Here is a 23,148-nt window from a genome sequence, read left to right on the forward strand (position 1 = left end):
GGTAATATACATGGCAAATCCAATTAAAATTGGTGTAGGCGGTCCTGTAGGTGCAGGTAAAACACAATTAATTGAAAAACTTGTACGTCGTCTATCAAAAGATATGAGTATTGGCGTGATTACAAACGATATTTACACAAAAGAAGACCAAAAAATCTTAGTGAATACTGGTGTTTTACCAGAAGATAGAATTATCGGTGTGGAAACGGGTGGCTGTCCACATACAGCAATTCGTGAAGATGCATCAATGAACTTTGCTGCAATCGATGAATTATTAGATCGTCATGAGGATATTGAACTTATTTTCATCGAATCAGGTGGCGATAACTTAGCTGCTACTTTCAGTCCTGAATTAGTAGATTTCTCTATTTATATCATCGATGTAGCTCAAGGTGAAAAAATTCCACGTAAAGGTGGACAAGGTATGATTAAATCTGATTACTTTATCATTAATAAAACAGATTTAGCAGAATTTGTTGGTGCATCACTTGACCAAATGGCAGAAGATACTAAAACATTTCGTGGCAATCGTCCCTTCACATTTACAAATTTAAAAACCGACGAGGGTTTAGATAATGTCATTGAATGGATTGAACGCGATGCATTACTTAAAGGATTAGCTTAATGGTACAACATCAATTCGATTCAAAACCTTCTTGGACTGGACAATTGAATCTCACTGTTTTTAATAATGGTGAGCGTTCTGTTGCCCGTAATATCTTTTTCGAAAAAGCGTTAAAGGTTATTCGTCCAATTTATTTAAATTTTTCTACGATTCCAACATTTTATATCGTAAATGTTGGCGGTGGTTATTTAGATGGCGATCGTTATCGTATGGATATTAATGTTGAAGAAGATGCTAAAGTCACTTTGACCTCTCAAGGTGCAACTAAAATATATAAGACGTTAAACGATTGCGTGAAACAATACCAAACATTCAATATAGCAAAAGATGGTTATATGGAATATGTAGGAGATCCTATTATTGCTTATGAAAGAGCAAAGTTTTTCCAACATAACGTCTTTAATTTAGATAAAAGTGCATCAATGTTCTATACCGATATTTTAACCCCAGGCTATTCTGAAAAAGACACACCATTCACTTACGACTACATGCATTTAATTAATGAAATTTATGTAGATGATGTGCTTATCACCTACGATAATTTACGCATGCACCCAAGTGAAACAAAAATGAGTTCGATTGGCTATATGGAAAACTATACACATCTTGGTTCGGCTTATTGTATACACCCTAATATAACGCAAAAATTCATTGAAGATGTGTATGATGAAATTAAAGATTATACAAAGCAATACGATTGCCGTATTGGTATTACGCAATTACCTACACATGGTTTTACAGTACGTGTATTATCTAATCTGACACAAGAAATTGAAGAAGTGCTTACACGCGTCCAAGCTTATATTGCTGATAAATTGTATCATCGTCAACTCGACTTTTTAAGAAAATATTAATTAAAATACACCTTATATCATGAGTATAAAGACTCGATATAAGGTGTTATTTTTTTATACTTATTTTTCTATTTTATTTATTATCATTAAATATATATTGATAGATATCATGCGAAACTTGTTCGAAATCGTCAACATTAAGTGAAAGATAGAATTTGAGTTTAGGCTCTGTTCCTGAAGGACGTAATGCAACAAATCCCTCATCAAAGATCAACCGAATCACATTTGACTTTGGCAGAGATATCGTTTCAATTTTATCATCCCGTTTATTGATTCTCTTTTGACTTTGATAGTCTTCAACTGCTATCACTTTTAATCCGCCCAACGTATCTGGAATGTGTTGACGAAGATGTTCCATTAACGTTGCAATCTCTTGTTGACCTTTTTGCCCTTCAAATACTTTAGATATAGGTTGGTCACAATAATATCCTATTTCTTCGTAAATGTCAGTTAATGCATCGCGTAAGGTTTTACCTTCATTTTTTAAAATTGACGCATATTTGATCACAAGTGGCACAATTTGAATGGCATCTTTATCTCTCACAAAATCTCCCGCAAGATAACCATAACTTTCCTCGTAAGCAAAGATAAACGCTTCATCGTTATTTAATTCGCGAATGGCCTTGGCAATAAATTTAAAACCAATTAAGACTTCCTTCACAGTGACTCCATGTTGCTTTGCGAAACGTTTTCCTAGTTCACCACTTACAATGGATTGAATCATGACTGGATATTTAGGAAGCGTCGTATGATCAACTAAATATTTAATCATTAACGCACCAATCTCACTACCATTAAAATAGTGAATATGACCATCATGATCTCGTTCAACGAATCCCATTCGATCCACATCAGGATCTGTCGCAATGATTAAATCAGCTTTAGAGTATTGGGCTTGTTTGATAGCTAAATCAAACGCTTCATGTTCTTCTGGATTGGCGCTTTTTACAGAACTAAAATCAGGATCAATTTTACATTGTGCGTCAACAAGTTCAATGTTATTAAAGTGAAGGTGGCTTAGCACCTTCGGAATAATAGGTGTTCCTGTACCATGCAAACTCGTATACACCACATTTAAGTTTGATGGGGGTATGTCACCAATCAATTGGCTAATTTCCGAAAAGTAGTATTTATTAATCTCTTCTGGTAAGGGTAAAATATTTTCTTTAATTAACGCCTCATTTAATTCAATTTCTAAATGAAGTGGATCATCTAATTGCTCAATATAATTAGCCACTTCAAGTGAGGCGATATCATCGAGCTGTGCTCCATCAGCACCATACACTTTAATGCCATTATAGTCTTTAGGATTGTGACTGGCTGTAATCATAATGCCTGCAGATGTTTGAAGAAACCTCACTGCATAGGATAATTGAGGCGTTGTTTGATATGTATCTGATAAATACACTTTTATATGATGTGTTGCTAAAATATGTGCGATAATGTCTGCAAATTCAGCTGATAAATGACGAATGTCATAATGAATGACAATGGAAGGTTGTGTCATATTATCTTGTAAATAATATGCAATTCCTAAAGCTAGACGTTGAATGGTATATCGATTTAAACGTCCTGGTCCTAAACCAAATTGACCACGAATACCTGCTGTTCCAAAGGAAAGTGTCGTTTCAAACCCTTCTTGTTGAAATTGATATGATTGTTGGTCATAGAATGTTCCTACGAGACTATCTGCTTTATGTGTTATCCAATTGTCTTTCATCCAATACTCCTCTCATACATGATGTATGTCCTATTCTTTTCTTTAGTATAATCGATATCTATTTATGTTTCACATGATACTTATCTTTTTTTAATTAAAATCCTATCTACAATAATACAATTCAAAAACACCCTCACTACGATAAGTAAGGATGTTTTTAATTGTAATTTATAGCTATTTACGATTGAAATTGATAGCTTTCATGTCCTTTAGCGAAACCTTCTACTGTATAAATCATTGATCCACCTTCTGAATTATTCTCAATATCATTGGTACATATTAACAATTGATTTGTACCTGGAATAAATTGCGGATGCGTAGAACGCAACATTTTCCCTTCATCACGACCTGGCATCAAGATTTGACCAATAGGATACCCTCTTTTATTAAAGACAAGAACTCGGCCTTGTCCATACATTGCAACATATAAGTTGTCATCACTATCAATACAAACAGAATCAGGTCCTTCATGACCAGTAAAATAATACGGTATGGTTGCTCCAAACGGTGCAATAGTCACACCATCATCTTCTAATTGAATACGGTGAAGGCGATTCGTCGTTGTTTCAGTTATCCACAGTACTTTTTCATCAGTACTAAGTGCGATACCATTAGCAACAGAAATATTTTGTATCACGGGTGTCACCGTTTTAAAATCAGGAGAAACGTAGTAGACGCCACCTTTAGGATTCGTTGAATACCCTCTAAAGTCGGTGAAATAAAAACCACCTTTACTATCAAATACCATATCATCAATACAATAATCTGTATTGATGTCTGAAATAATGTCTTCAAAGTGTTCTCCATGTTCATCTGTTGCGAAAATACCACCTGTAGATTCAAAGTCACCTAAGTAACATGTAAACAATCGTCCATCTTTATGAATTTTTACTGCAGCTGGATTTTGTTTTTCTGATTGAAACGCTACAGAAATATCTTTGCTTGGTAGATTAACTTTGAAAATCTTTCCACCAAATACTTCACATAAAAATAAGTTATGTTCTCTATCAAAAATAAGTCCTTCAAGTTGAAGTCCTTCATCTGAAATTTCTAACCATGGTTCAGCTGTAACTGTTTGTAATTCACTTTCAGAAACAATAGGAACTACACTTTTAGATTTACCACTATACGTTAATTTAGGTAATTTATTATCCAACATATTAAATAAGCCTCCTTATGTCATTCATTTACATAGTTTATTATACGCTTGAAACATTCTAAACTTAAGCTTACTATATGTAATCGATTTCAATAAGTAAAATGATTCTCCTTGTATAGGTCAATTGACTGATTTATGAGCGCAAATATTGAAAGAAGTTATAATTTTGTTAAAATATTATAATGTCGATTTTTATATAAATAACAATTTAGATACGTTTAACATACAGATAAATTAACTTTTAGAGGAGAATCAGAAAATGGATTATAGAGTGTTATTGTATTACAAATATACAACAATTGATGACCCTGACACATTTGCTACTGAACATTTAGCATTTTGTAAAGAACATAACTTAAAAGGTAGAATCTTAGTATCTACAGAAGGTATCAACGGTACATTATCTGGTACAAAAGAAGATACAGATAAATATATTGAACATATGCATGCAGATGAACGTTTTAAAGATATGACTTTCAAAATTGATGAAACTGAGGGCCATGCATTCAAAAAAATGCATGTACGTCCTAGAAAAGAAATTGTTGCTTTAGGATTAGAAGATGATGTTGATCCACGTGTGACAACTGGTAAATATTACTCACCTAGTGAGTTTAAAGCTGCATTAGAAGATGATGACACTGTTATTTTAGACGCACGTAATGATTATGAATTTGACTTAGGTCATTTCCGCGGTGCCATTCGTCCAGATATTACACGCTTCAGAGATTTACCAGATTGGATTCGTGAAAATAAAGAAAAATTAGACGGTAAAAACATTGTGACTTATTGTACGGGTGGTATCCGTTGTGAAAAATTCTCAGGCTGGCTTGTAAAAGAAGGCTTTGAAAATGTAGGACAATTACATGGCGGTATTGCTACGTATGGTAAAGACCCAGAAACAAAAGGTGAGTACTGGGATGGCAAAATGTACGTCTTCGATGAACGTATTAGTGTCGATGTTAACCATGTAGACAAAACAGTGATTGGTAAAGAACACTTTGATGGCACACCATGCGAACGTTATATTAACTGTGCAAATCCAGAATGCAATAAACAAATTTTAGTATCCGAAGAAAATGAAGCAAAATATCTTGGCGCATGTTCATATGACTGTGCTAAACATAAACGTAATCGCTACGTTGCAAAACACCATATTAGTGATGAGGAATGGAATCGTCGTTTAGAGAACTTTAAAGATGTTCCTGAACATATTCACGCATAATGATATGTACCCTTTATAAGTATCAACCTACTTTTAAAGGGTACTTTTACATACTTACTGTGCTATAATAACTTAAATTGAAACTTACATAAGGTGATTGTTATGAAGAAGCACAGTAAAGATTACTTCCATCTTTTTTATAGTCAGCTATTCGCAAATACTGGAGACGTGTTAATCGTTGTCGGCTTAATTTCGGTAGTATATAGTATAACCTCAAAAACGACTGCCGCTTCTATGATTCCAATTATTTTTACTTCCGGACTCTTTGTTAGTAGCTTTATTTCAAATTATATTTATCAGTATTTTACTCAAAAACAAGTATTGTGGATTTTCCAAGGGCTTAAACTTGTGAGTCTATCCATCATCGCAAGTCTACTTATATTCGAGGAATCTCCAATATTTATTTTTATTCTACTATTTATAAATGCTCTATTTGATGGCTTTACCAATCCAATTAAGAATGCGATGATTCCTTTTATTGAAAAGAAAGAATACATAACGTCGGCAAACGCTTTAATGAATATGATGAGTAGCATTGTTCAATTGTCGACATGGACATTAGGTGGATTTCTGATGAGCCTGATTGGCGCTAAATATTTATTTTTATTTGCGCTTGTACTAGAAATCCTATCCTACTTCTTTATTATTCAACTTTCAGAACGGCATATTTATAATAATGAAAAAGAAAATATATTAAATAGCTTTAAAACTGTATTACGTCATAACTATTTCAATAAACTGAGTTTATATCTAAATCTATCTACAATTTTCGAATCTGTCGCAACATCCATTTGGGTTGCTGCAATTATTCTTACATATACGAGAACATTTTTACATGTCGATGATTTTTGGTTTGGACTCATCAATGCTGCCTTCTTTAGTGGGACGATTATTGCTGGATTATGGATAAATGGTAAAGATCAATTTTTCACAAAAATAAGTTACCCTGTTATTATTTACATTCCGCTCATATTAGCGTTTATTAATGTCAGCTTTATCCTACATAAATCTGTGTTACTTGCTTTACTAATTTCATTATTAATGGGGATTTTCGAAGATTCACGCTATATTTCTTTAAACTCAGTTGTACAACGTGAAGTACCAAAAGAAATCCTGACCTCCACCTATATACTGAATAATTTATTAAGCAGTGTATTTTTCTCACTTGGTACTTTAGGTATTTCACTTGTTGTAGATAATCAAGGAGTGATGTGGGCATATGTAATTAGTGGCGTTGCTTATGTGTTAACATTTATTTTAGGTTTATATTTTAAAATAGCGATTAAAAATTAATTTACGAGGAGACGACGATATGTGTACAGGCATTACATTTCGAGCCAGCAATGGAGATGTTATTTTTGGAAGAACGATGGATTACGATTACCCTTTGAATGGCTTTCCTGCAGTTCAACCTCGAGGATACTCCTTTAAATCGCATGTCGACTATAAAGGGAAAACGTTATATGCCTTTGCAGGTGCTGGTTCTGATATGGAAGGTTTTGTTTTTGGAGATGGCGTCAATGAACATGGACTTGCCATGTCAAATCAATACGATCGTGGATATGCGTCATATGCGACAGACATTCGTGACGGCTATATCAATATTTCGCAAACAGAAGTCCTTGTGTGGGCGCTCGGCTATAACAGAAATATTGAAGAACTTATTGAAAATGCGAAACATGTTAACGTTGTAGCCTATTCATATAGTGATATTAACGAAGTTCCTCCATTACATTATCATTTATCTGATGCGACAGGCAGAACTGTGGAAGTGACATTTGTTGAAGGACGTATCGTAGTGATTGATAATCCAATTGGCGTACTCACAAATAACCCAGATTTAAATTGGCATTATGAAAATTTGAAACACTATATGCATGTGACACCATATAAAATTGATAATACATTTTCAAAACAATTTAACTTAGGGAATATGAATGGCACATTCGGTTTACCTGGAGGGTATACATCTGGCGAACGTTTTGTTCGCGCAGCTTATCTTGTTCATCACTTATTACCAGATAGCGATGATCATCCTATCTTAGATGCATTTAGAATTTTAGACCATGTGAGTGTACCAAAAGGCGCTGTTCGCCCTTCTGACAATGGATTTTATTATACGTTATATCAAACTGTCTTTAATTTAACGACAAAAACACTCTATATTAAATATTATGACTCTAATACCATTACAGAATTACAACTCACCGATGACTTAATAAATCGTGACGATTTGGTAGTCTTTTCGAGAAAGAATAAAGGATTGTATACTGAAAAAGTGAACGGATAACATATTTTTAAATCTAATAAAGTACCTCTCTTACATCAAAGTGTAAGAGAGGCTTATTATTTTTTCACTTTTATCATTCTTTATTTTATCTATAAACTAGTCCACCATCAGTTAAAATGGCTTGTCCAGTAATATAATCTGAATCTGATGATGCTAAGAATGACACTAAAGAAGCCACATCTTGTGGTTCTTGATAACGTCCGAGTTTAATTGCTGATGAGAACTGTTCAAATGCTTCACCTGGTTTTAGATTACTGTCTAGTTTAACCATTTCAGCATCAATACGATCCCACATTTCAGTTTTAGCAACTCCAGGACAATAAGCATTCACCGTAATACCTTTTTCAGCTAATTCTTTCGCTGCAGTTTGAGTGAGAGAACGTACTGAATGTTTAGTAGCACAGTATGTACCTAATACCTCATAAGATTCATGTCCTGCAATACTGCATGCGTTAATGATTTTACCTTTACTATTTTGCTTAATAAACTGTTTTGCTGCCGCTTGAATTCCAAATAACGTGCCATATACATTTATATGGAATAATTTATCCAATTCATCTTCTGTAATATCTAAAATAGGTGATACCGCATCTACACCAGCATTATTTACAAATACATCAATTTGACCAAATTCTGCCACTGCAAATTGAACCAATTCTTCTTGCTCTTTTTTCTTAGAAACATCACTATGAAATGCTACCACGTTATATCCATTCTCTTTAAATTCTTGTTCTGTTTTTTCTAGAGCTTTTTGATTAATATCTTGAATCACAATATTAAATCCATCATTGGCTAAACGTTGAGCAATTCCTTTTCCTAATCCTGCTGCTGAACCTGTAATGACTGCTGTTTTTGTCATAATACCACTCCTTTTACGTAATTATTTTACCCTTCTAGTTTAATTTTATTCTTAATTTTAAATGATTCACAAACTGTTCATATATCTTTTACGTTGCCTTATATCATCATCTGTTTAATGATGTAAATAAGTGTTTATACTTTACGTATTAAACTATAAAAAATTAAAGGAGATGTTTTCTTATGAATATTTTAGTTACTGCATTTGATCCGTTTGGCGGAGAAAAGGTAAATCCGGCATTAGAAGCGGTTAGACAACTGGATCCTACTATTGGGGCACATACCATTACAACATTAGAAATCCCAACTGTATTTCACAAATCAAAAGATGTGATTCAACATGAATTAGAACATCATCATTACGACGTGGTATTATCGATTGGACAAGCAGGGGGACGTTTCAATATTACACCTGAACGTGTAGGCATTAATATTGATGATGCACGTATTGCGGATAATAAAGGAAATCAACCCATTGATGTTGTCATTCATCCAGATAGTGCACCAGCCTACTTTTCAAATCTTCCTATAAAATCAATGACAGAAGCGATTAAAAAAGCGGGTGTTCCAGCAAGTTTATCGAATACCGCAGGCACATTTGTCTGCAATCATGTGCTTTATCAATTAGGCTACCTTGCAGATAAGTATTATCCTAACTTACGATTTGGCTTTATCCATGTGCCCTTTATTCCAGAACAAGTCATAGATAAACCTAATACACCTTCGATGTCTTTAGATACGATTACAAAAGGACTTACAGCAGCAATCAATGCGATTTCAGACCACCCTGATGTTAAAGTAGCTTTAGGAGAAACACATTAGAAAATAAGATAATTAGTGATATATAAGATACAAATTCTATAATTAAAACGATTCTTTTTATCTACAAAATATATAATTTTGTAGACGTTTTTTATTTTCAAAATAAATATTACCGTGTATTATTAATAAGTGACAAATATAAATTGAAAGAGGTTTTAAATTTGAGAAAGCATCTGCTTTTGTCATTCATGATGTGTGCGTCTCTCCTATTAACTGGATGTACACATGATCATCATCAACACAAAGAGGTGAAAGTATCTCTTGCACGAGAATTTAACCCGAGCCAGTTAGATGCACAAGCGTTTGATGTTCCGATGCCTGTCTACAGTGCAATATACCAACCTCTTGTTACATATGGAGAAAATGGAAAGATTGAGCCTGGTTTGGCTAAATCTTGGAAAGTCTCTAATAACGGAAAAGATTATACATTCCATTTAAAACACAACATTAAATTTAATGATGGGTCAACTTTTAACGCAAAAGCAGTCAAATTTTCAATTGAACGTGCGAAAGCAACCGATAAAACGAATCCTATGGAAACCTTGGATAAACTGAAATCGGTCACTCTTAAAGATAACTATACCGTAGACATTCATTTAAAAACACCATCTAATCAGGTATTAAATGAGTTATCACAAGTCCGCCCCCTTCGTATCATGAGTCCAAATGCCGTCAAAGATGGTAAAACGACAGGTCAATTTGAAAAAGCGATTGGTACAGGTCCATTCAAAGTAGCAAATTCAACAAATGAGACTGTGTCTTTTAAACCAAATCCATATTATCGCAACCATCATCCACTGGATTACGACTTAATATTTCAAACTATTGAAGATAGCGATTCACGACATCTTGCGATTGAAAGTCACTCTATCGATATTACTGGGGGATCTCTAGGACATTTGACTCCTCAACAAATCAAGGAATCATACCGTAATCAAGATTTAAAGGTAAAACAATATCCAAGTACAGAAACACAGTTCATGGCCTTTAATCCAGAGGTCTCATTACTTCAAAATAAAAAGATGCGCGAAGTAATCAGTAAAGCGATTAATACTGATCACTTATCATCAAATAAGCAGCTTAAAGGATTATTCCAAGACGGCGTAGAATTCGTGAATGATACAAATCAACACACCCATTCATATAATCCTACTCAAGCGACACGCTTATTAGAACAATTAGGCTATAAAAAAAATGATCGGGGCTACTTTGAAAAAAATGGACGAGACCTTTCTTTAAAATTAGCGCTACAAACTGATGAATTTCCTGAATGGAAAACAAAAGCAGAAATTATGCAACAAGATTTGAAAAACGTAGGTATTCATTTGGATATTAACGTTTTAGATGCCCAAACGTATTATGAAACACTCACTATCCGAAAAGATTATGATCTTATTTTCTATCGTTCTTATACGAATGCGCTCATGCCATATAACTTTTTAAATGCACGCTTTAAGCAAGACGGAGATAAGCCCGGTATGTTCGCAAACGATGTTCAGCTAACAACAATGCTTAACCGCTTCTCAACCATTACCAATAAGGATGATCAACAACGTGCATTTAATCACATCTCACATCGCATCAATCAACAGTATCTTGAAGTGCCAATTGCTTATCCAAACGAAGTGTTTGTTACAAGTCCTAAAATTAAGCAATTCGAATTCTCAGGACAAACGGATGCACCCATTAATTACGATAAATTGAAGGTATCTCATCATGATTAGTATGATTAAACATTTACTTAAACTTATATTATATTTCATTATTATTTCGTTTATCTTATTTGTGCTACTTGAACATACAACTGGAAATCCAGCGATTCAATATCTACATGAACATGGTGTCGCACAAATCACAGATGAACGAATTAAGATGGCTCAAGATAAACTTGGATTAAGCCAAGCATTGCCTATTCGTTATTTACAATGGTTAGGCCATGCATTTACAGGCGATTTAGGCACGAGCTTTAGTAACGGCGAGCCTGTCACTGACCGTATTGCTAAAGCCGTTGCTCCTACCTTGAAACTTATTTTTATCTCAGCTATCATCTTATTTCCACTTGGCTATATTATTGGCTATCTCTGTGGGAATTATCCTAAGAAAAAGTGGTCTACATTCATATTACGTGCGTCTCAAGTGGTGACATCACTACCAGAATATTGGTTAGCCATTATTTTTATTTACTACTTCGGTGTGAAATGGCATCTTCTACCATTTGTTGGAAGTTATAGCTTTGAATACTTTATTCTACCTATCGCTATTTTAGTCCTAGTTGAAGGGAGTCATATGGTTTTACTCAGCAGTCATCTATTTGAACGTACACTTCGTAAGGAAGCATACCAACTTGCCTCATTACGTCAGTTTAAATTAAAAGATCGTATTTACGTACAAGTTAAAGACATCTTAGCGCCATTACTTACGATTACAATTAATAATTTTATTCGTTTATTCAGTCGAGTCATTATTTTAGAAGTCATTTTTAGTATTTCAGGGTTAGGAAAATTGCTTATTATTAGTATTAATCTTCGGGATTATCCACTCATTCTAGGTATTCTAATGATGATGATTACAATCATTATGATATTGAATTTCCTGGGTGATATTTTACTAGAAAAAAGTGACCCTCGTTTGAATATGTCGAAAACGTTAGGAGGGCGAGTAACGTATGAAGATTAAACATTTCATATGGCCTATTGCAATAATCATTTTAGCTGTACTCGCTTATGCCCTATATGATAAAGCAAATCAAATTCATCAATCTCAAGCATTACGTCCCCCAAGTTTACATCATTTACTTGGTACGGATGATTTGGGTAGAGATTTTCTAACACGACTATTTGTAGGTAGCTTGATTACACTTGGTCTTACTGCATTCATTATGATAGGGACAATCGTGCTTGGACTGATCATTGGTCTTATTTCAGCTATAGTAGGTAAATGGTTAGATTCTATCATTATGGCACTTGCAGATATGTTAATCGCTTTACCAGCTATCATTATCGCGCTTGTCGTCCTTGGTTTTATTAATAATTCTGTAGTAGGATTATGTCTTGCACTCATCATCGGCTGGCTCGGTCGCTATTTGCGGTATTTCAGAAATTTAGCACGTGACACGATGACACAACCGTTCGTTAAATTTGCGCCACTTAGTGGGATGTCGAAGTTCCAAGTTACAATACATCACATTGTGCCACATCTCATCAGTGACATTATGGCACTTGTTACTGCAGATTTTGGTAAGTTAATGTTAAGTATTTCCGGTCTCGCCTTTATTGGTTTAGGAGTAAAACCCCCTATTCCTGAATTAGGCGCCATTTTACATGACGGTAAAAGTTATTTCTATTCTGCGCCCTGGTTATTTATCTTTCCAGGTGTCTTATTAGGAGGGTTCGCACTCATATGTCAAATACTCAATCGTCGTCACCTACATTAGATACAGTCCTTTATATCAATGATGTATCTGTTTATCACAAACATGAACCATTACTTAAACAGATACATTTAAAGATTGAAAAAGGAAGCTTTCATTGTTTAATTGGAGAAAGTGGGAGTGGTAAATCTTTACTTACACGTACTGTACTGAATATGAAAGAAGATGATTTAACCTATCGTGGTGAGATTCATCTCGATTTAACGCAAACGGATGCAATGTTCCAAGATGCGAATCGCAATTTTTTCCAAAATGTTCGTATCAAGCGACACTTTGATGCATTGTTTGACTCTATGTCATCTTCATTAACACGTGATCAACAAAAAGCATTTGTATTACGTCAATTTAAACATCTCGGATTGGACCAACCTGAATCCATTTATTATCAGTATCCTTTTGAATTGAGTGGTGGTATGGCACAACGAGTTGCACTTGTCATGGCTATTGTAAGAGAAGCACAGTTTTTAATTGCAGATGAACCGACTAGTGCGCTAGATCAACACAATCGTCATAGTTTAATGGCTCTACTGCATCATGTAGTGACAGAACATGATATGACAGTGCTATTTGTAACTCATGATTTAAACTTAGTCTTAAACTATGCAACACATATCAGTGTCATGCTAAACGGAAACATTGTAGAAACAGGGCGTGCTTCTGATATTTTACGTGATCCTCAGCATGCTTACACGAAGCAATTGATTGAACTAGCTAATAGGAGATATCAATATGTTACAGATTAAACAGTTAAATAAAGCTTTTTCTAATAAACAGATATTTAAAAATTTTAATTATACATTAGAGACACACGATCATTTATTGATAAGTGGCGTAAGTGGAAGCGGAAAGTCTACTTTGGCTCAAATTATTGCAGGATTAGATTCAAATTATCAAGGTACACTCATATATAACGATTTAGAACTTGGCCATATTTCACAACACAAATGGATGAAACATATCCAATATGTGCCTCAATATCATTCGAGTACACTTGATCCAAATAAAACAGTTCATTGGATATTAAAACAACCTTTAATTCATTTTCATTATCCTAAAGCTATACATGAGGACAGAATAAAAGAAGTCATGTCGCAATGTAAGTTAGAATCACAATTACTTGGTAAAAAAGTGAGTACTTTAAGTGGTGGCCAATTCCAAAGGCTATGGATAGCAAAAGCTTTGCTTGTAGAACCAGATGTCTTGATTTTAGATGAAGCAACAACAAATTTAGATATGGTGAACGAAGATATCATCTTACAAATGTTAAGAGAATTTCAACATTTACAGTTAATTATCATTACACATGATTCATATTTATTGAAAGCTTTACCTGGTAAACATTTAAATATTGGTTAATTCAAAATAAAGAGTGGGACAACGAGTTTTGTCTCACTCTTTTCATAAATAGTTCAAATATTTTATAAAGTAAGTTGTAGGTTGAAATCAGAGTATGTTATGTTCAAGTTGCAGTATACGTAGTTCAAATAAAAACATTAGAGGTGATACAACCATGACTCAACAAGGTATTACAGAAACACGTATGCATTCAGATTCAAATCTTGACTCTCATTATCATAAAAAAGATGAACATTATCCTAAAGGGAATCGCTTCTTAAATGTTCTTATTTTTATAGGATGGATGTTACTTGCTCAGATTCCTATTGTTCTTATTTTATTTATTACTAATTTTTCTGCAAAAATGGATGTTACAAGTGGAACACTAGCAACATTATTATTTATGCTGTTAGCCGCTGTCGTTATTTGGCTGGTTAGACGTTATTATCAACGGCATACATATGAGCCAATTAAACCGTTTAAACGCAAAGATATTATGATTAATATCGGATGGGCACTATTACTTCGCGTTATTGTCATTGGAATGAGTTTTCTAATGATGGCAATAACAGGTCAAGCACAGACAGAAAATGATAAGGCATTACTGGGTAACTTTCAAGGCGCGAAACCTTCTCCCGATCAACTTGGACAAGCGTTTCCTGTCATAGTATTTGCACTCACCCTTACGTTTGTAGCTCCCTATTTAGAAGAATTAATTTATCGAGGTATCTTTAAAGAAACGCTATTTAAACGTAGCAGTTTCTGGTTACCATTTATTTTATCCTCACTTATTTTTGCTTCCCAACATGGTATTTCAAATTGGGTTGCGGTCTTAATGTATATCATAATGGGGATGGTGTTCTATCTCGCTTATCATCGTCGTCATAACGTTAGAGATAGTATGATGGTTCATATGATTCATAATGGTGTAACGGGTATTGTGATTATTGTGAGTTACTTTATCGCAATGTTTAGCTAAAAAAGGATACCTGTTAAATGAAGTCGACAACTATTTCGCCAAAAAAGGAGTGGAACGGAATTCATTTTGAATTCGTCGGTCCACTCCTTTTTTAATTCATTCGATCAATCTATATCAATATGATTTGAATCCTCATTAAATGTTTCAGTTTTAATATTTTTATCTTCCAAGAAATTGGCAATATCTTGTTTTTCTTGATCATTTACAATGTCTTGATCTTTATTCACTTGCTCAATATCATTAAAAATAGATGTATCATCATCCGATTTTAATGAGATTTCTAAACTTTTTTGCTCTATGCGATTGGCTGTTGAAATATAACGACTTATTTTATCAGTATAGATCACATAATCATTATTTGGCATCTGATTATTTTGAATGTATTGTGCAAAATTTGTATCATTCTCATTCTCTAATTGAACAAGCTTTTTTAATTTGTTCGCTTCTGTGTTAGATAACTTTTGATTGGAATATAATTTCATTTTATATGTATTCATCGTATCATTGATTTTTTTATCAATGTTACTATACGTTTTAATATCTTTTTTAATCGTTTTTTCAGAAATCTGTACATGTCGTACTGATGTTTTTTCAAAAACATGATCCGGTATTTTTGTATCTGGTTCTAGACTGATATCTTGATCATCAGAACTCTTATTTTCTTCTGTTGAATGTTCTTCTTGTGTTTTCGCATTGTCCGAAGGGTCACTCTCCTCTTTAGACAATCGATGACATCCCACTAAGCCAATAGATAATATGAGAATAAGTGTCACTATCACTATCTTTTTCATAACTTTTCTCCTTAACGACGTTTATTTATCTTTACTTTAAGTATAGAACAATTACAACTACTTTTGAATGCGTTATAAGTTGCTACCTTTATATGGCGTACGGCACATTAACAGAACAATAATCACAATGGTATAGCCTATGGTAGAGACGATAGATGTTTCAAAACCAAACTGTCCTCCCGTAAGCACCATATTTTTAAAACGTAAAACATATTGAAAGACGTTATAGTCAGTTTCTTTTGTAGTGATATAAACGACTTGAAAGACATTCCAAAAGAAATGTAAGGTGATACTCGCCCAAATGGTGTTAAATCGATATGTTGCTATACCAAACATCATACCAACTAAAGTGCCACTAGCTAACAATAAAAGGAAACTTGTCACATTTAGAGCACCATTCAATAAATGAATCACACCAAAGAACAGTGAAGTAACAACGATTGCTATTCGAATGTTCGTTTTCTTTTCAATATAGCCCATTAAAAGACCTCGACACACTATTTCCTCGACAATAGCACCAGCTGCAGCTTGCATAAAAATAATGTAACTCAAATCGTGTATCGTCTTACTGATTGAGTTAAAATGATGTATCTTAAAATCTCCCGGTATAAAAATAAAGTAAATCGCATATACTACGCACGGTAATGCAATACCTAAAATCAAATAAATCGGATGAAATACAGGTTTTGTCATTCGATATGAAGATAGCGCCTCTTTAAATACATGAGTAATTATCCATCTTACGATGAAAAATGTAAGTAAAATATAAGTGATACTCGATAAAATTGTTCCAATTCCATAAAATGGTATCAATGTATCAAATAATAGCGCAATCGTTTGAGAAATAACCATAATGATTATCGCTAAAAGAAACATACCAACAATTTTTATTATTTTCATTTTTATTCTCCAATATAAGTGATGTATATAAATTTATCATAGCATAGAAAAAAGAGTAAGATTGAATTGACAATGAATTCATTTTCCTACTCTCTTAATATTAAAAATCAATTTCTTTTTGCTATTTTAGATATATATGTAGAAGCTTTATTTTTGTCGTAAATCGTTAAACCAGTAATATCTTTTACATTTTTAGATGGTACAAGCAAGCTTACGATATAACCTAAAATAAAAGCAACTAAAAATGAAATAATTGATACGTAAAATGGTGAGTTTCCTCCACCTATTCCATGAAGTAAATAAGCGATAATTACTCCTGCAAATAGTCCGACAATGACACCAAATGTATTTGCACGTCTTGTGAATATCCCAACTGCAAATATTCCAGCTAACGGCACACCAAATAATCCAGTAATAAGTAAGAATAAATCCCATAAATTATTAGAATCTGCTGCAATTAAATACATCGAAATACCATAGCTTAATAAACCTGCTATCACAATAATTAATCGAGCAAATTTCACTTCTGATTTATCATCCCTTTTTCCAAAGAAGCGATGTTTAATATCTTCAGAAGTACATGCTGAAATTGAATTTAAACTTGATGAAATTGTTGATTGTGCTGCAGCGAATATTGCTGCAATAAGTAATCCACCAATAAATGGGGGCATTTCAGTCAAAATAAAATATGGAACAATTGATGATGTATTAAAACCTTTAGGCAATGTTTCTTGATGCTGATAAAATGAATACATCATCGTACCCATGCCATAGAAAATAGGCGCTGAAATTAGTGCTAAGACACCATTTGTCCATAATGATTTTTTGGTTTCTTCCATAGATTCTGATGCTTGATAACGTTGTACTACATCTTGGCTCGCTGTATATTGATGTAAATTATTAAAAATATTTCCCAGGAAAATAATTGGGATCGCCGCTGCTGCTGAGTTAAGTTTCCAATTATCTGCGCTAAGAATTTTTTTATTCGCAATAGCATCATGTACAATTGTGCCAAATCCACCTTTTATTTCAAAAGCACCGATGATAATGATAAGCAGTGCTCCACCAAGTAAAATGACACCTTGGATAAAATCGCTCCAAACGACTCCTTCGAATCCACCTAAAAATGTATATAAAATACATAAAATACCTACTAAACTTGCTACAATGTATGGATTAATATCAGATACAGCAGTTATTGCTAAAGTTGGTAAATAAATAACGATTGCAATACGTCCTAAGTGAAAAATAATAAATAATAATGATCCAATTAAACGTATACTTGGTCCAAATCGTGCTTCTAAATACTCATAAGCTGAAGTTACATGTAATTTTTTAAAGAATGGAACATAAAAAGCAATTAATATTGGAATGATTGCTACAATTGCAATATTTCCTGCTATATAGGCCCAATCAGTTAAAAAAGCTTTTTCAGGTGTAGACATAAACGTAATTGCACTTAATGTAGTCGCATAAATAGAAAAGCCAATTGCCCACGATGGTAAACGTCCGCTTGCTTTAAAGAAACTATCAGTATCTTGACTTGCACGTTTAGTAAAATAGGCACCTACTAATAACATTGCTACAAGATAGACGATAACTGCTATCCAATTCCATAACCCAAATCCTATATGTTGCATAAGGATCACCCCTTGTTTATATTCTGTCGTTTAAATTGTGTCGTAATTACAAGCTATAAGTTTCAATTAATTGATTTAATTCTTTACGATTTGCTTCATTAAATGGTGAAAATGGACGTTTAGGTACTCCACCATCGATGCCTCGTGTTTTTAATATTTCTTTTAAAGTAGGGTAAATACCCATGCTTAAAACTGTTTCAATAATATTATTAGTATCGTGTTGAATTTTATAAGCTTCTTCAATTTTACCTTCACGAGCTAAGTCATAAATTTGACGTGCACGACGGCCATTCACATTATATGTAGAACCAATTGCACCATCTACTCCAGAAATAACTGCTTGAACTAACATTTCATCAAATCCTGACAAAATCAACTTATCTGGAAATGCTTTTCTAATTCTTTCAAGTAAGAAGAAATTTGGCGCAGTATATTTTACTCCTACAATTTTTTCATTATTAAACAATTCTTTAAATTGGTTGATACTAATATTTACACCAGTCAAATCTGGGATGGCATAAATTATCATTTTATTTTGCGTTGCTTCAATAATATCGAAGTAATATTGCTTAATCTCTTCAAAAGAAAACGGATAATAGAATGGTGTTACTGCTGATAATGCGTCATATCCTAAATCTGTGGCATACTTTCCAAGTTCAATGGCCTCATTTAAATCTAGTGAGCCTACTTGAGCAATTAATTTCACATCATTTCCAACCGCTTCTTTTACAACTTTAAAGATTTGTTTCTTTTGTTCTTTACTAATTAAGAAATTTTCTCCAGAACTTCCATTTACATATAAACCGTCTAATTGTTCAACTTCTATTGCATTCTTTGCGATTTGTTTTAATCCCTCTTCTTTAACTTGACCATTTTCATCAAATGGGACAAGTAACGCTGCATATAATCCTTTTAATTGTTCTTCCATTCGAAATCCTCCAATATATGATCTGAATTTTTTATAATTTTATTATTAATTCAACAGCAATATATTCTATTTATATTTCGAATTGTAAACGCTATCATATTTTTATACAATACTATATGAAAAATATTAACAAATAATTCTAAATTTGATGAAAATAATTTTCAAATTAAAACTAGAGTACTAAAAATGATTTATAGTAGTTATAAAGAAAACTAAGGAGGTTTTTTATATGTATAAAATTGCAGTTGATATCGGGGGCACTAATATAAAACTTGCAGTAATTAACAATGAATTAAACATTATTGATTATAAAACAATTGCTACTCCAGACAATATTCACATTTTAATAACGAACGAAATATACTTAATCATTGATGCATTTATAAAAAAATATCAGCTTAAAAATCCTCACATTGGTATCTCAAGTGCTGGCGTTGTAGATTCAACTCGTGGAGAAATTGTTTACACTGGACCAACTATTCAAAATTTTGATGGTACAAATTTTTTAAATGTTTTCAAGGAATTGTCCTCAAATATAACTGTTTACAACGATGTAGATGCAGCATTACTTGGGGAGCTTTCTTTGCATAATTATGAAGAAAATAACATCTTTTGTCTTACTTTAGGAACAGGAATTGGCGGTGCATTTTATAATAAATCTATTGGAATCTATCAAGGTGCACGTCATCGAGCAAATGAAATTGGTTATTTGCTTTATCGTTCTTCCGATGACAAAACATTTGAACAAAGAGCTTCAACTTCAGCGCTAAAAGGTTTAATGCTATTACATCACTTTAAGTATGACACTAACGTACCAAAATTATTTGAATTAGCTGAAGAAAATGACACTGTAGCAATCAATATTTTAGAAGAGTGGAGCCATTCAGTAGCTGAAGGTATCGCTCAATTACAAATTATCTATGATCCTGAACTTATCTTGATTGGTGGAGGTATCTCTTCTCAAAAAGATACACTATTAAAATATATTAAGCCTAAAATTCATTATTACCTTCCGCCTCATTATGGAATAGCACGTCTTCAGACGACTCGAAGTGGTAATAATGCAGCTTTGTACGGTGCAATACAATAGTAGTTATAAACATGGAGGACTACGCATTCTAGTCCTCTTATTTATTTGCTCCCATGGTTTAGCACAACTTGACGTGTTTGTTGATAGAGTTTATGCATGTAAGGATCTCCAAGAAGAATGTAACTCACAAGATCTAATAAAAAGTGAGTTGCAATTTGTGAATTAATAAATCTTGTATCATTATTATTGGACTGCGCAGACGTAATCAGCACTAAATCTGCATTTTTAGTAATTGTGCTTCCTTCAAAATTAGTAATTACAACAACATAAGCGCCTTGATTTCGTGCTATTTTAGCCGCATCGATAAGCTCACTTGTTTCACCACTATTTGAAATTGCTACAAACATATCATTCGATGATAATAATGACGCAGAAATCTTCATTTGATGAGCATCTGTGGATACTAAACCTTTTATCCCCATACGCATGGCACGATAATAAAATTCACTTGCTGTTAAACCTGAACTCCCTAAACCTGCGAAATTCACCTGTCTACATGTTTTTAAATTATGTGCTAAGCGTTTAATTTTTTCCTCAGAAATAAACTCTCCAGTTTGTTGAATGATATTTTGATGATAACGATGTATAAGTTGTACTAATGGTGCATTTTCTACAGATTTCTCTGATTTTTCATGTTGCAAACTAAACTTCATATCTTGAAAATTATCGTAATTTAATTTGTTACTGAAACGCGTTATTGTAGCTGGCGATGTTTCAATTGCATAAGCCAACGAATTAATTGTTGAGAAACTATCATCAAGTGGATGCTTTTGTATATATTCTATAATTCGTTTATCTGTTTTTGTTAATAAATGACGACAACGCTGAACTCTATTTTCAAATTTCATTTTACAATCATCCTCTTTACTCAATTAAATAGCTTATATCTAATTTATTATAAATGAAAATATTTTTCAATTTATAATTTTAAATTGATAATAATTTTCTTAATGTTATGATATGAGTAAATCAATTCAACAGTATTGTATAAATAACCACAAACTCGATATATTCTATTTATAAATATAAATGTTACGGAGTGAATGATATGTTACCACAAGGATTAATCGTTTCTTGCCAAGCTTTACCTGAAGAACCTTTACATTCTTCGTTCATTATGTCAAAAATGGCTTTAGCTGCTTATCAAGGCGGTGCAGTAGGTATACGTGCTAACTCTATAGAAGATATTGTAGCTATTCGCAAGGAGATCAATTTACCAGTTATCGGAATTGTTAAACGAGATTACACTAACTCAAGTGTATTTATAACTGCAACGTCAAAAGAGGTAAATGAACTCATTGAAAGCGGTTGTGAAGTTATTGCTTTAGATGCCACTAAACAAAAACGTCCAAAAGAATCTCTTGAAGAACTTGTGAAATATATTAGAGAAAAAGCGCCTGGTATTGAAATTATGGCTGATATCTCAACGACTGAAGAAGCTATTTATGCAGATCAATTAGGTTTTGACTATATTGGAACCACTCTAAGAGGGTATACATCTTATACAAAGGGTCACATATTATATGAAAATGACTTTGAATTTTTAAAAGAAGTACTTAATCAAGTAAACACAAAAGTCATTGCAGAGGGTAATGTCATCACACCTGAAATGTATAAAAAAGTGAGCGAACTTGGAGTTCATTGTACAGTAGTTGGTGGTGCGATCACACGACCTAAACAAATTACCGAACGATTTGTTGAAGCAGTAAAAAATCATTCATAAACATATGGAGGCGTTTAGATGATGAAATTGATCAATTTAAAAAACAAATCTATCGCAAGTGATTATGTAGCAGTTGAGTTATTAAAGTTAATACAAAGTACGCCGACAGCTACTCTTGGATTAGCGACAGGTAATACGATGACAGAAATCTATCCACGATTATCTGAATTATTAACGGCAAATCGTGTGAATTTAAATGATATTAAAACATTTAACTTAGATGAGTATGTGGGTCTTAATTCATCACACCCTCAAAGCTACTACACATATATGCATGAGCTTTTATTTAATCATAACGAATGGAATGAAGATCATATCTACATTCCAAGAGGAGACGCACCTGATCTTGAAGACGAAGCATATGCTTATGAACAGCGTCTATTCTCTATAGGACAACCCGATATTCAATTATTAGGTATTGGAGAAAATGGCCATATCGGTTTCAACGAACCAGGTACATCTTTTGATAGTCAAACACGCGTTGTAGATTTAACTGATTCTACGATTAAAGCAAATAGTATTCATTTTGATACGATTGATGATGTTCCAAAACAAGCCATTTCTATGGGATTACAATCTATTATGCGCGCAAAACGTATCATTTTATTAGCTTTTGGAGAACGTAAACAAGAAGCTATTGAGCGTTTAGTGAATGGTTCAAAAACTGAAACATTACCTGCCTCTATTTTACAAACGCATCCGAATGTAGATATTATTATTGATGATGTCATATTTAATTATTTAAACCACTAAAAAGAGTCCGGGACATAAAGTATCTAGAT

General features: G+C 33.2%; 23 protein-coding genes. 15 read left to right on the plus strand and 8 right to left on the minus strand.

Annotation, left to right across the window (positions count from 1 at the left end; genetic code table 11):
- Positions 1-10: 10 nt before the first annotated feature.
- Together ureG and HMPREF2930_RS08970 are read left to right on the plus strand one after the other, a co-directional pair.
- On the plus strand, positions 11-625 hold the full coding sequence (gene ureG / locus HMPREF2930_RS08965) for an urease accessory protein UreG (RefSeq protein ID WP_017175518.1): 615 nt from the start codon (positions 11-13) through the stop codon (positions 623-625).
- Positions 625-1,479 carry an urease accessory protein UreD gene (locus tag HMPREF2930_RS08970; RefSeq protein ID WP_017175519.1) on the plus strand — a complete coding sequence of 285 codons (855 nt, stop codon included), beginning with the start codon at positions 625-627 and terminating at the stop codon, positions 1,477-1,479. The genes ureG and HMPREF2930_RS08970 overlap by 1 nt, the downstream gene beginning before the upstream one ends.
- Before the next feature lie 73 nt (positions 1,480-1,552).
- Here HMPREF2930_RS08970 and HMPREF2930_RS08975 read toward each other — a convergent pair whose 3' ends face one another.
- Positions 1,553-3,199: a phospho-sugar mutase gene (locus HMPREF2930_RS08975; RefSeq protein WP_017175520.1), complete on the minus strand. Its 1,647-nt coding sequence runs from the start codon at positions 3,197-3,199 to the stop codon at positions 1,553-1,555.
- 178 nt (positions 3,200-3,377) lie between these two features.
- The gene (locus HMPREF2930_RS08980; protein WP_017175521.1) at positions 3,378-4,358 is read right to left on the minus strand and encodes an SMP-30/gluconolactonase/LRE family protein; all 981 of its coding nucleotides are present in this window, start codon (positions 4,356-4,358) and stop codon (positions 3,378-3,380) included.
- A 259-nt stretch (positions 4,359-4,617) separates the two neighbouring features.
- Here HMPREF2930_RS08980 and HMPREF2930_RS08985 point away from each other — a divergent pair, with 259 nt between their 5' ends.
- The 3 genes from HMPREF2930_RS08985 (at position 4,618) to HMPREF2930_RS08995 (ending at position 7,870) form a co-directional block, all read left to right on the plus strand.
- Complete coding sequence (locus HMPREF2930_RS08985) at positions 4,618-5,580, plus strand: oxygen-dependent tRNA uridine(34) hydroxylase TrhO (protein ID WP_017175522.1); 963 nt, start codon at positions 4,618-4,620, stop codon at positions 5,578-5,580.
- A 102-nt stretch (positions 5,581-5,682) separates the two neighbouring features.
- Positions 5,683-6,873 carry an MFS transporter gene (locus tag HMPREF2930_RS08990; RefSeq protein WP_017175523.1) on the plus strand — a complete coding sequence of 397 codons (1,191 nt, stop codon included), beginning with the start codon at positions 5,683-5,685 and terminating at the stop codon, positions 6,871-6,873.
- 19 nt (positions 6,874-6,892) lie between these two features.
- Positions 6,893-7,870 carry a choloylglycine hydrolase family protein gene (locus tag HMPREF2930_RS08995; protein ID WP_017175524.1) on the plus strand — a complete coding sequence of 326 codons (978 nt, stop codon included), beginning with the start codon at positions 6,893-6,895 and terminating at the stop codon, positions 7,868-7,870.
- Between the two features lie 85 nt (positions 7,871-7,955).
- On the opposite strand, the gene HMPREF2930_RS09000 is transcribed toward HMPREF2930_RS08995, so the two are convergent.
- Entirely contained in the window at positions 7,956-8,729 is a 774-nt protein-coding gene (locus tag HMPREF2930_RS09000) for an acetoin reductase (RefSeq protein WP_002449443.1), read from the minus strand.
- 182 nt (positions 8,730-8,911) lie between these two features.
- Between HMPREF2930_RS09000 and pcp the strand changes: the two genes are divergently transcribed.
- From pcp to HMPREF2930_RS09035, 7 genes are all read left to right on the plus strand, one after another.
- The gene (gene pcp, locus HMPREF2930_RS09005) at positions 8,912-9,550 is read left to right on the plus strand and encodes a pyroglutamyl-peptidase I (protein ID WP_017175525.1); all 639 of its coding nucleotides are present in this window, start codon (positions 8,912-8,914) and stop codon (positions 9,548-9,550) included.
- A 161-nt stretch (positions 9,551-9,711) separates the two neighbouring features.
- Entirely contained in the window at positions 9,712-11,274 is a 1,563-nt protein-coding gene (locus HMPREF2930_RS09010) for a nickel ABC transporter substrate-binding protein (protein ID WP_017175526.1), read from the plus strand.
- Positions 11,267-12,226, plus strand: a complete 960-nt coding sequence (locus tag HMPREF2930_RS09015) for an ABC transporter permease (protein ID WP_017175527.1) — start codon at positions 11,267-11,269, stop codon at positions 12,224-12,226. Before HMPREF2930_RS09010 ends, HMPREF2930_RS09015 begins: the two co-directional genes overlap by 8 nt.
- Positions 12,216-12,983, plus strand: coding sequence for an ABC transporter permease (locus tag HMPREF2930_RS09020; protein WP_002449346.1), 768 nt, complete (start codon positions 12,216-12,218; stop codon positions 12,981-12,983). Before HMPREF2930_RS09015 ends, HMPREF2930_RS09020 begins: the two co-directional genes overlap by 11 nt.
- Entirely contained in the window at positions 12,950-13,723 is a 774-nt protein-coding gene (locus tag HMPREF2930_RS09025; protein WP_017175528.1) for an ATP-binding cassette domain-containing protein, read from the plus strand. The genes HMPREF2930_RS09020 and HMPREF2930_RS09025 overlap by 34 nt, the downstream gene beginning before the upstream one ends.
- A complete protein-coding gene (locus HMPREF2930_RS09030) occupies positions 13,710-14,336 on the plus strand; it encodes an ATP-binding cassette domain-containing protein (protein ID WP_002449241.1) in 627 nt (208 codons plus the stop codon). The genes HMPREF2930_RS09025 and HMPREF2930_RS09030 overlap by 14 nt, the downstream gene beginning before the upstream one ends.
- A 154-nt stretch (positions 14,337-14,490) precedes the next feature.
- On the plus strand, positions 14,491-15,294 hold the full coding sequence (locus tag HMPREF2930_RS09035; RefSeq protein WP_002449357.1) for a CPBP family intramembrane glutamic endopeptidase: 804 nt from the start codon (positions 14,491-14,493) through the stop codon (positions 15,292-15,294).
- Between the two features lie 104 nt (positions 15,295-15,398).
- On the opposite strand, the gene HMPREF2930_RS09040 is transcribed toward HMPREF2930_RS09035, so the two are convergent.
- The 4 genes from HMPREF2930_RS09040 to HMPREF2930_RS09055 form a co-directional block, all read right to left on the minus strand.
- Entirely contained in the window at positions 15,399-16,085 is a 687-nt protein-coding gene (locus HMPREF2930_RS09040; RefSeq protein WP_002449408.1) for an NDxxF motif lipoprotein, read from the minus strand.
- Between the two features lie 72 nt (positions 16,086-16,157).
- On the minus strand, positions 16,158-16,985 hold the full coding sequence (locus HMPREF2930_RS09045; protein ID WP_017175529.1) for a CPBP family intramembrane glutamic endopeptidase: 828 nt from the start codon (positions 16,983-16,985) through the stop codon (positions 16,158-16,160).
- A gap of 107 nt (positions 16,986-17,092) precedes the next feature.
- Positions 17,093-18,625, minus strand: a complete 1,533-nt coding sequence (locus HMPREF2930_RS09050) for a sodium:solute symporter family protein (RefSeq protein WP_002449381.1) — start codon at positions 18,623-18,625, stop codon at positions 17,093-17,095.
- A gap of 46 nt (positions 18,626-18,671) precedes the next feature.
- Complete coding sequence (locus tag HMPREF2930_RS09055; protein WP_017175530.1) at positions 18,672-19,553, minus strand: N-acetylneuraminate lyase; 882 nt, start codon at positions 19,551-19,553, stop codon at positions 18,672-18,674.
- 229 nt (positions 19,554-19,782) lie between these two features.
- On the opposite strand from HMPREF2930_RS09055, the gene HMPREF2930_RS09060 reads away from it, so the two are divergent.
- On the plus strand, positions 19,783-20,643 hold the full coding sequence (locus tag HMPREF2930_RS09060) for an ROK family protein (protein ID WP_017175531.1): 861 nt from the start codon (positions 19,783-19,785) through the stop codon (positions 20,641-20,643).
- A 41-nt stretch (positions 20,644-20,684) separates the two neighbouring features.
- Here HMPREF2930_RS09060 and HMPREF2930_RS09065 read toward each other — a convergent pair whose 3' ends face one another.
- Positions 20,685-21,491: a MurR/RpiR family transcriptional regulator gene (locus HMPREF2930_RS09065; RefSeq protein ID WP_002454700.1), complete on the minus strand. Its 807-nt coding sequence runs from the start codon at positions 21,489-21,491 to the stop codon at positions 20,685-20,687.
- A 200-nt stretch (positions 21,492-21,691) separates the two neighbouring features.
- Between HMPREF2930_RS09065 and HMPREF2930_RS09070 the strand changes: the two genes are divergently transcribed.
- Positions 21,692-22,366: an N-acetylmannosamine-6-phosphate 2-epimerase gene (locus HMPREF2930_RS09070; protein WP_017175533.1), complete on the plus strand. Its 675-nt coding sequence runs from the start codon at positions 21,692-21,694 to the stop codon at positions 22,364-22,366.
- A 21-nt stretch (positions 22,367-22,387) separates the two neighbouring features.
- Positions 22,388-23,119: a glucosamine-6-phosphate deaminase gene (gene nagB / locus HMPREF2930_RS09075; protein ID WP_029376794.1), complete on the plus strand. Its 732-nt coding sequence runs from the start codon at positions 22,388-22,390 to the stop codon at positions 23,117-23,119.
- Positions 23,120-23,148 lie beyond the last annotated feature (29 nt).

Source organism: Staphylococcus sp. HMSC068C09 (genome assembly GCF_001813735.1).
Classification (GTDB): Bacteria; Bacillota; Bacilli; order Staphylococcales; family Staphylococcaceae; genus Staphylococcus; species Staphylococcus hominis.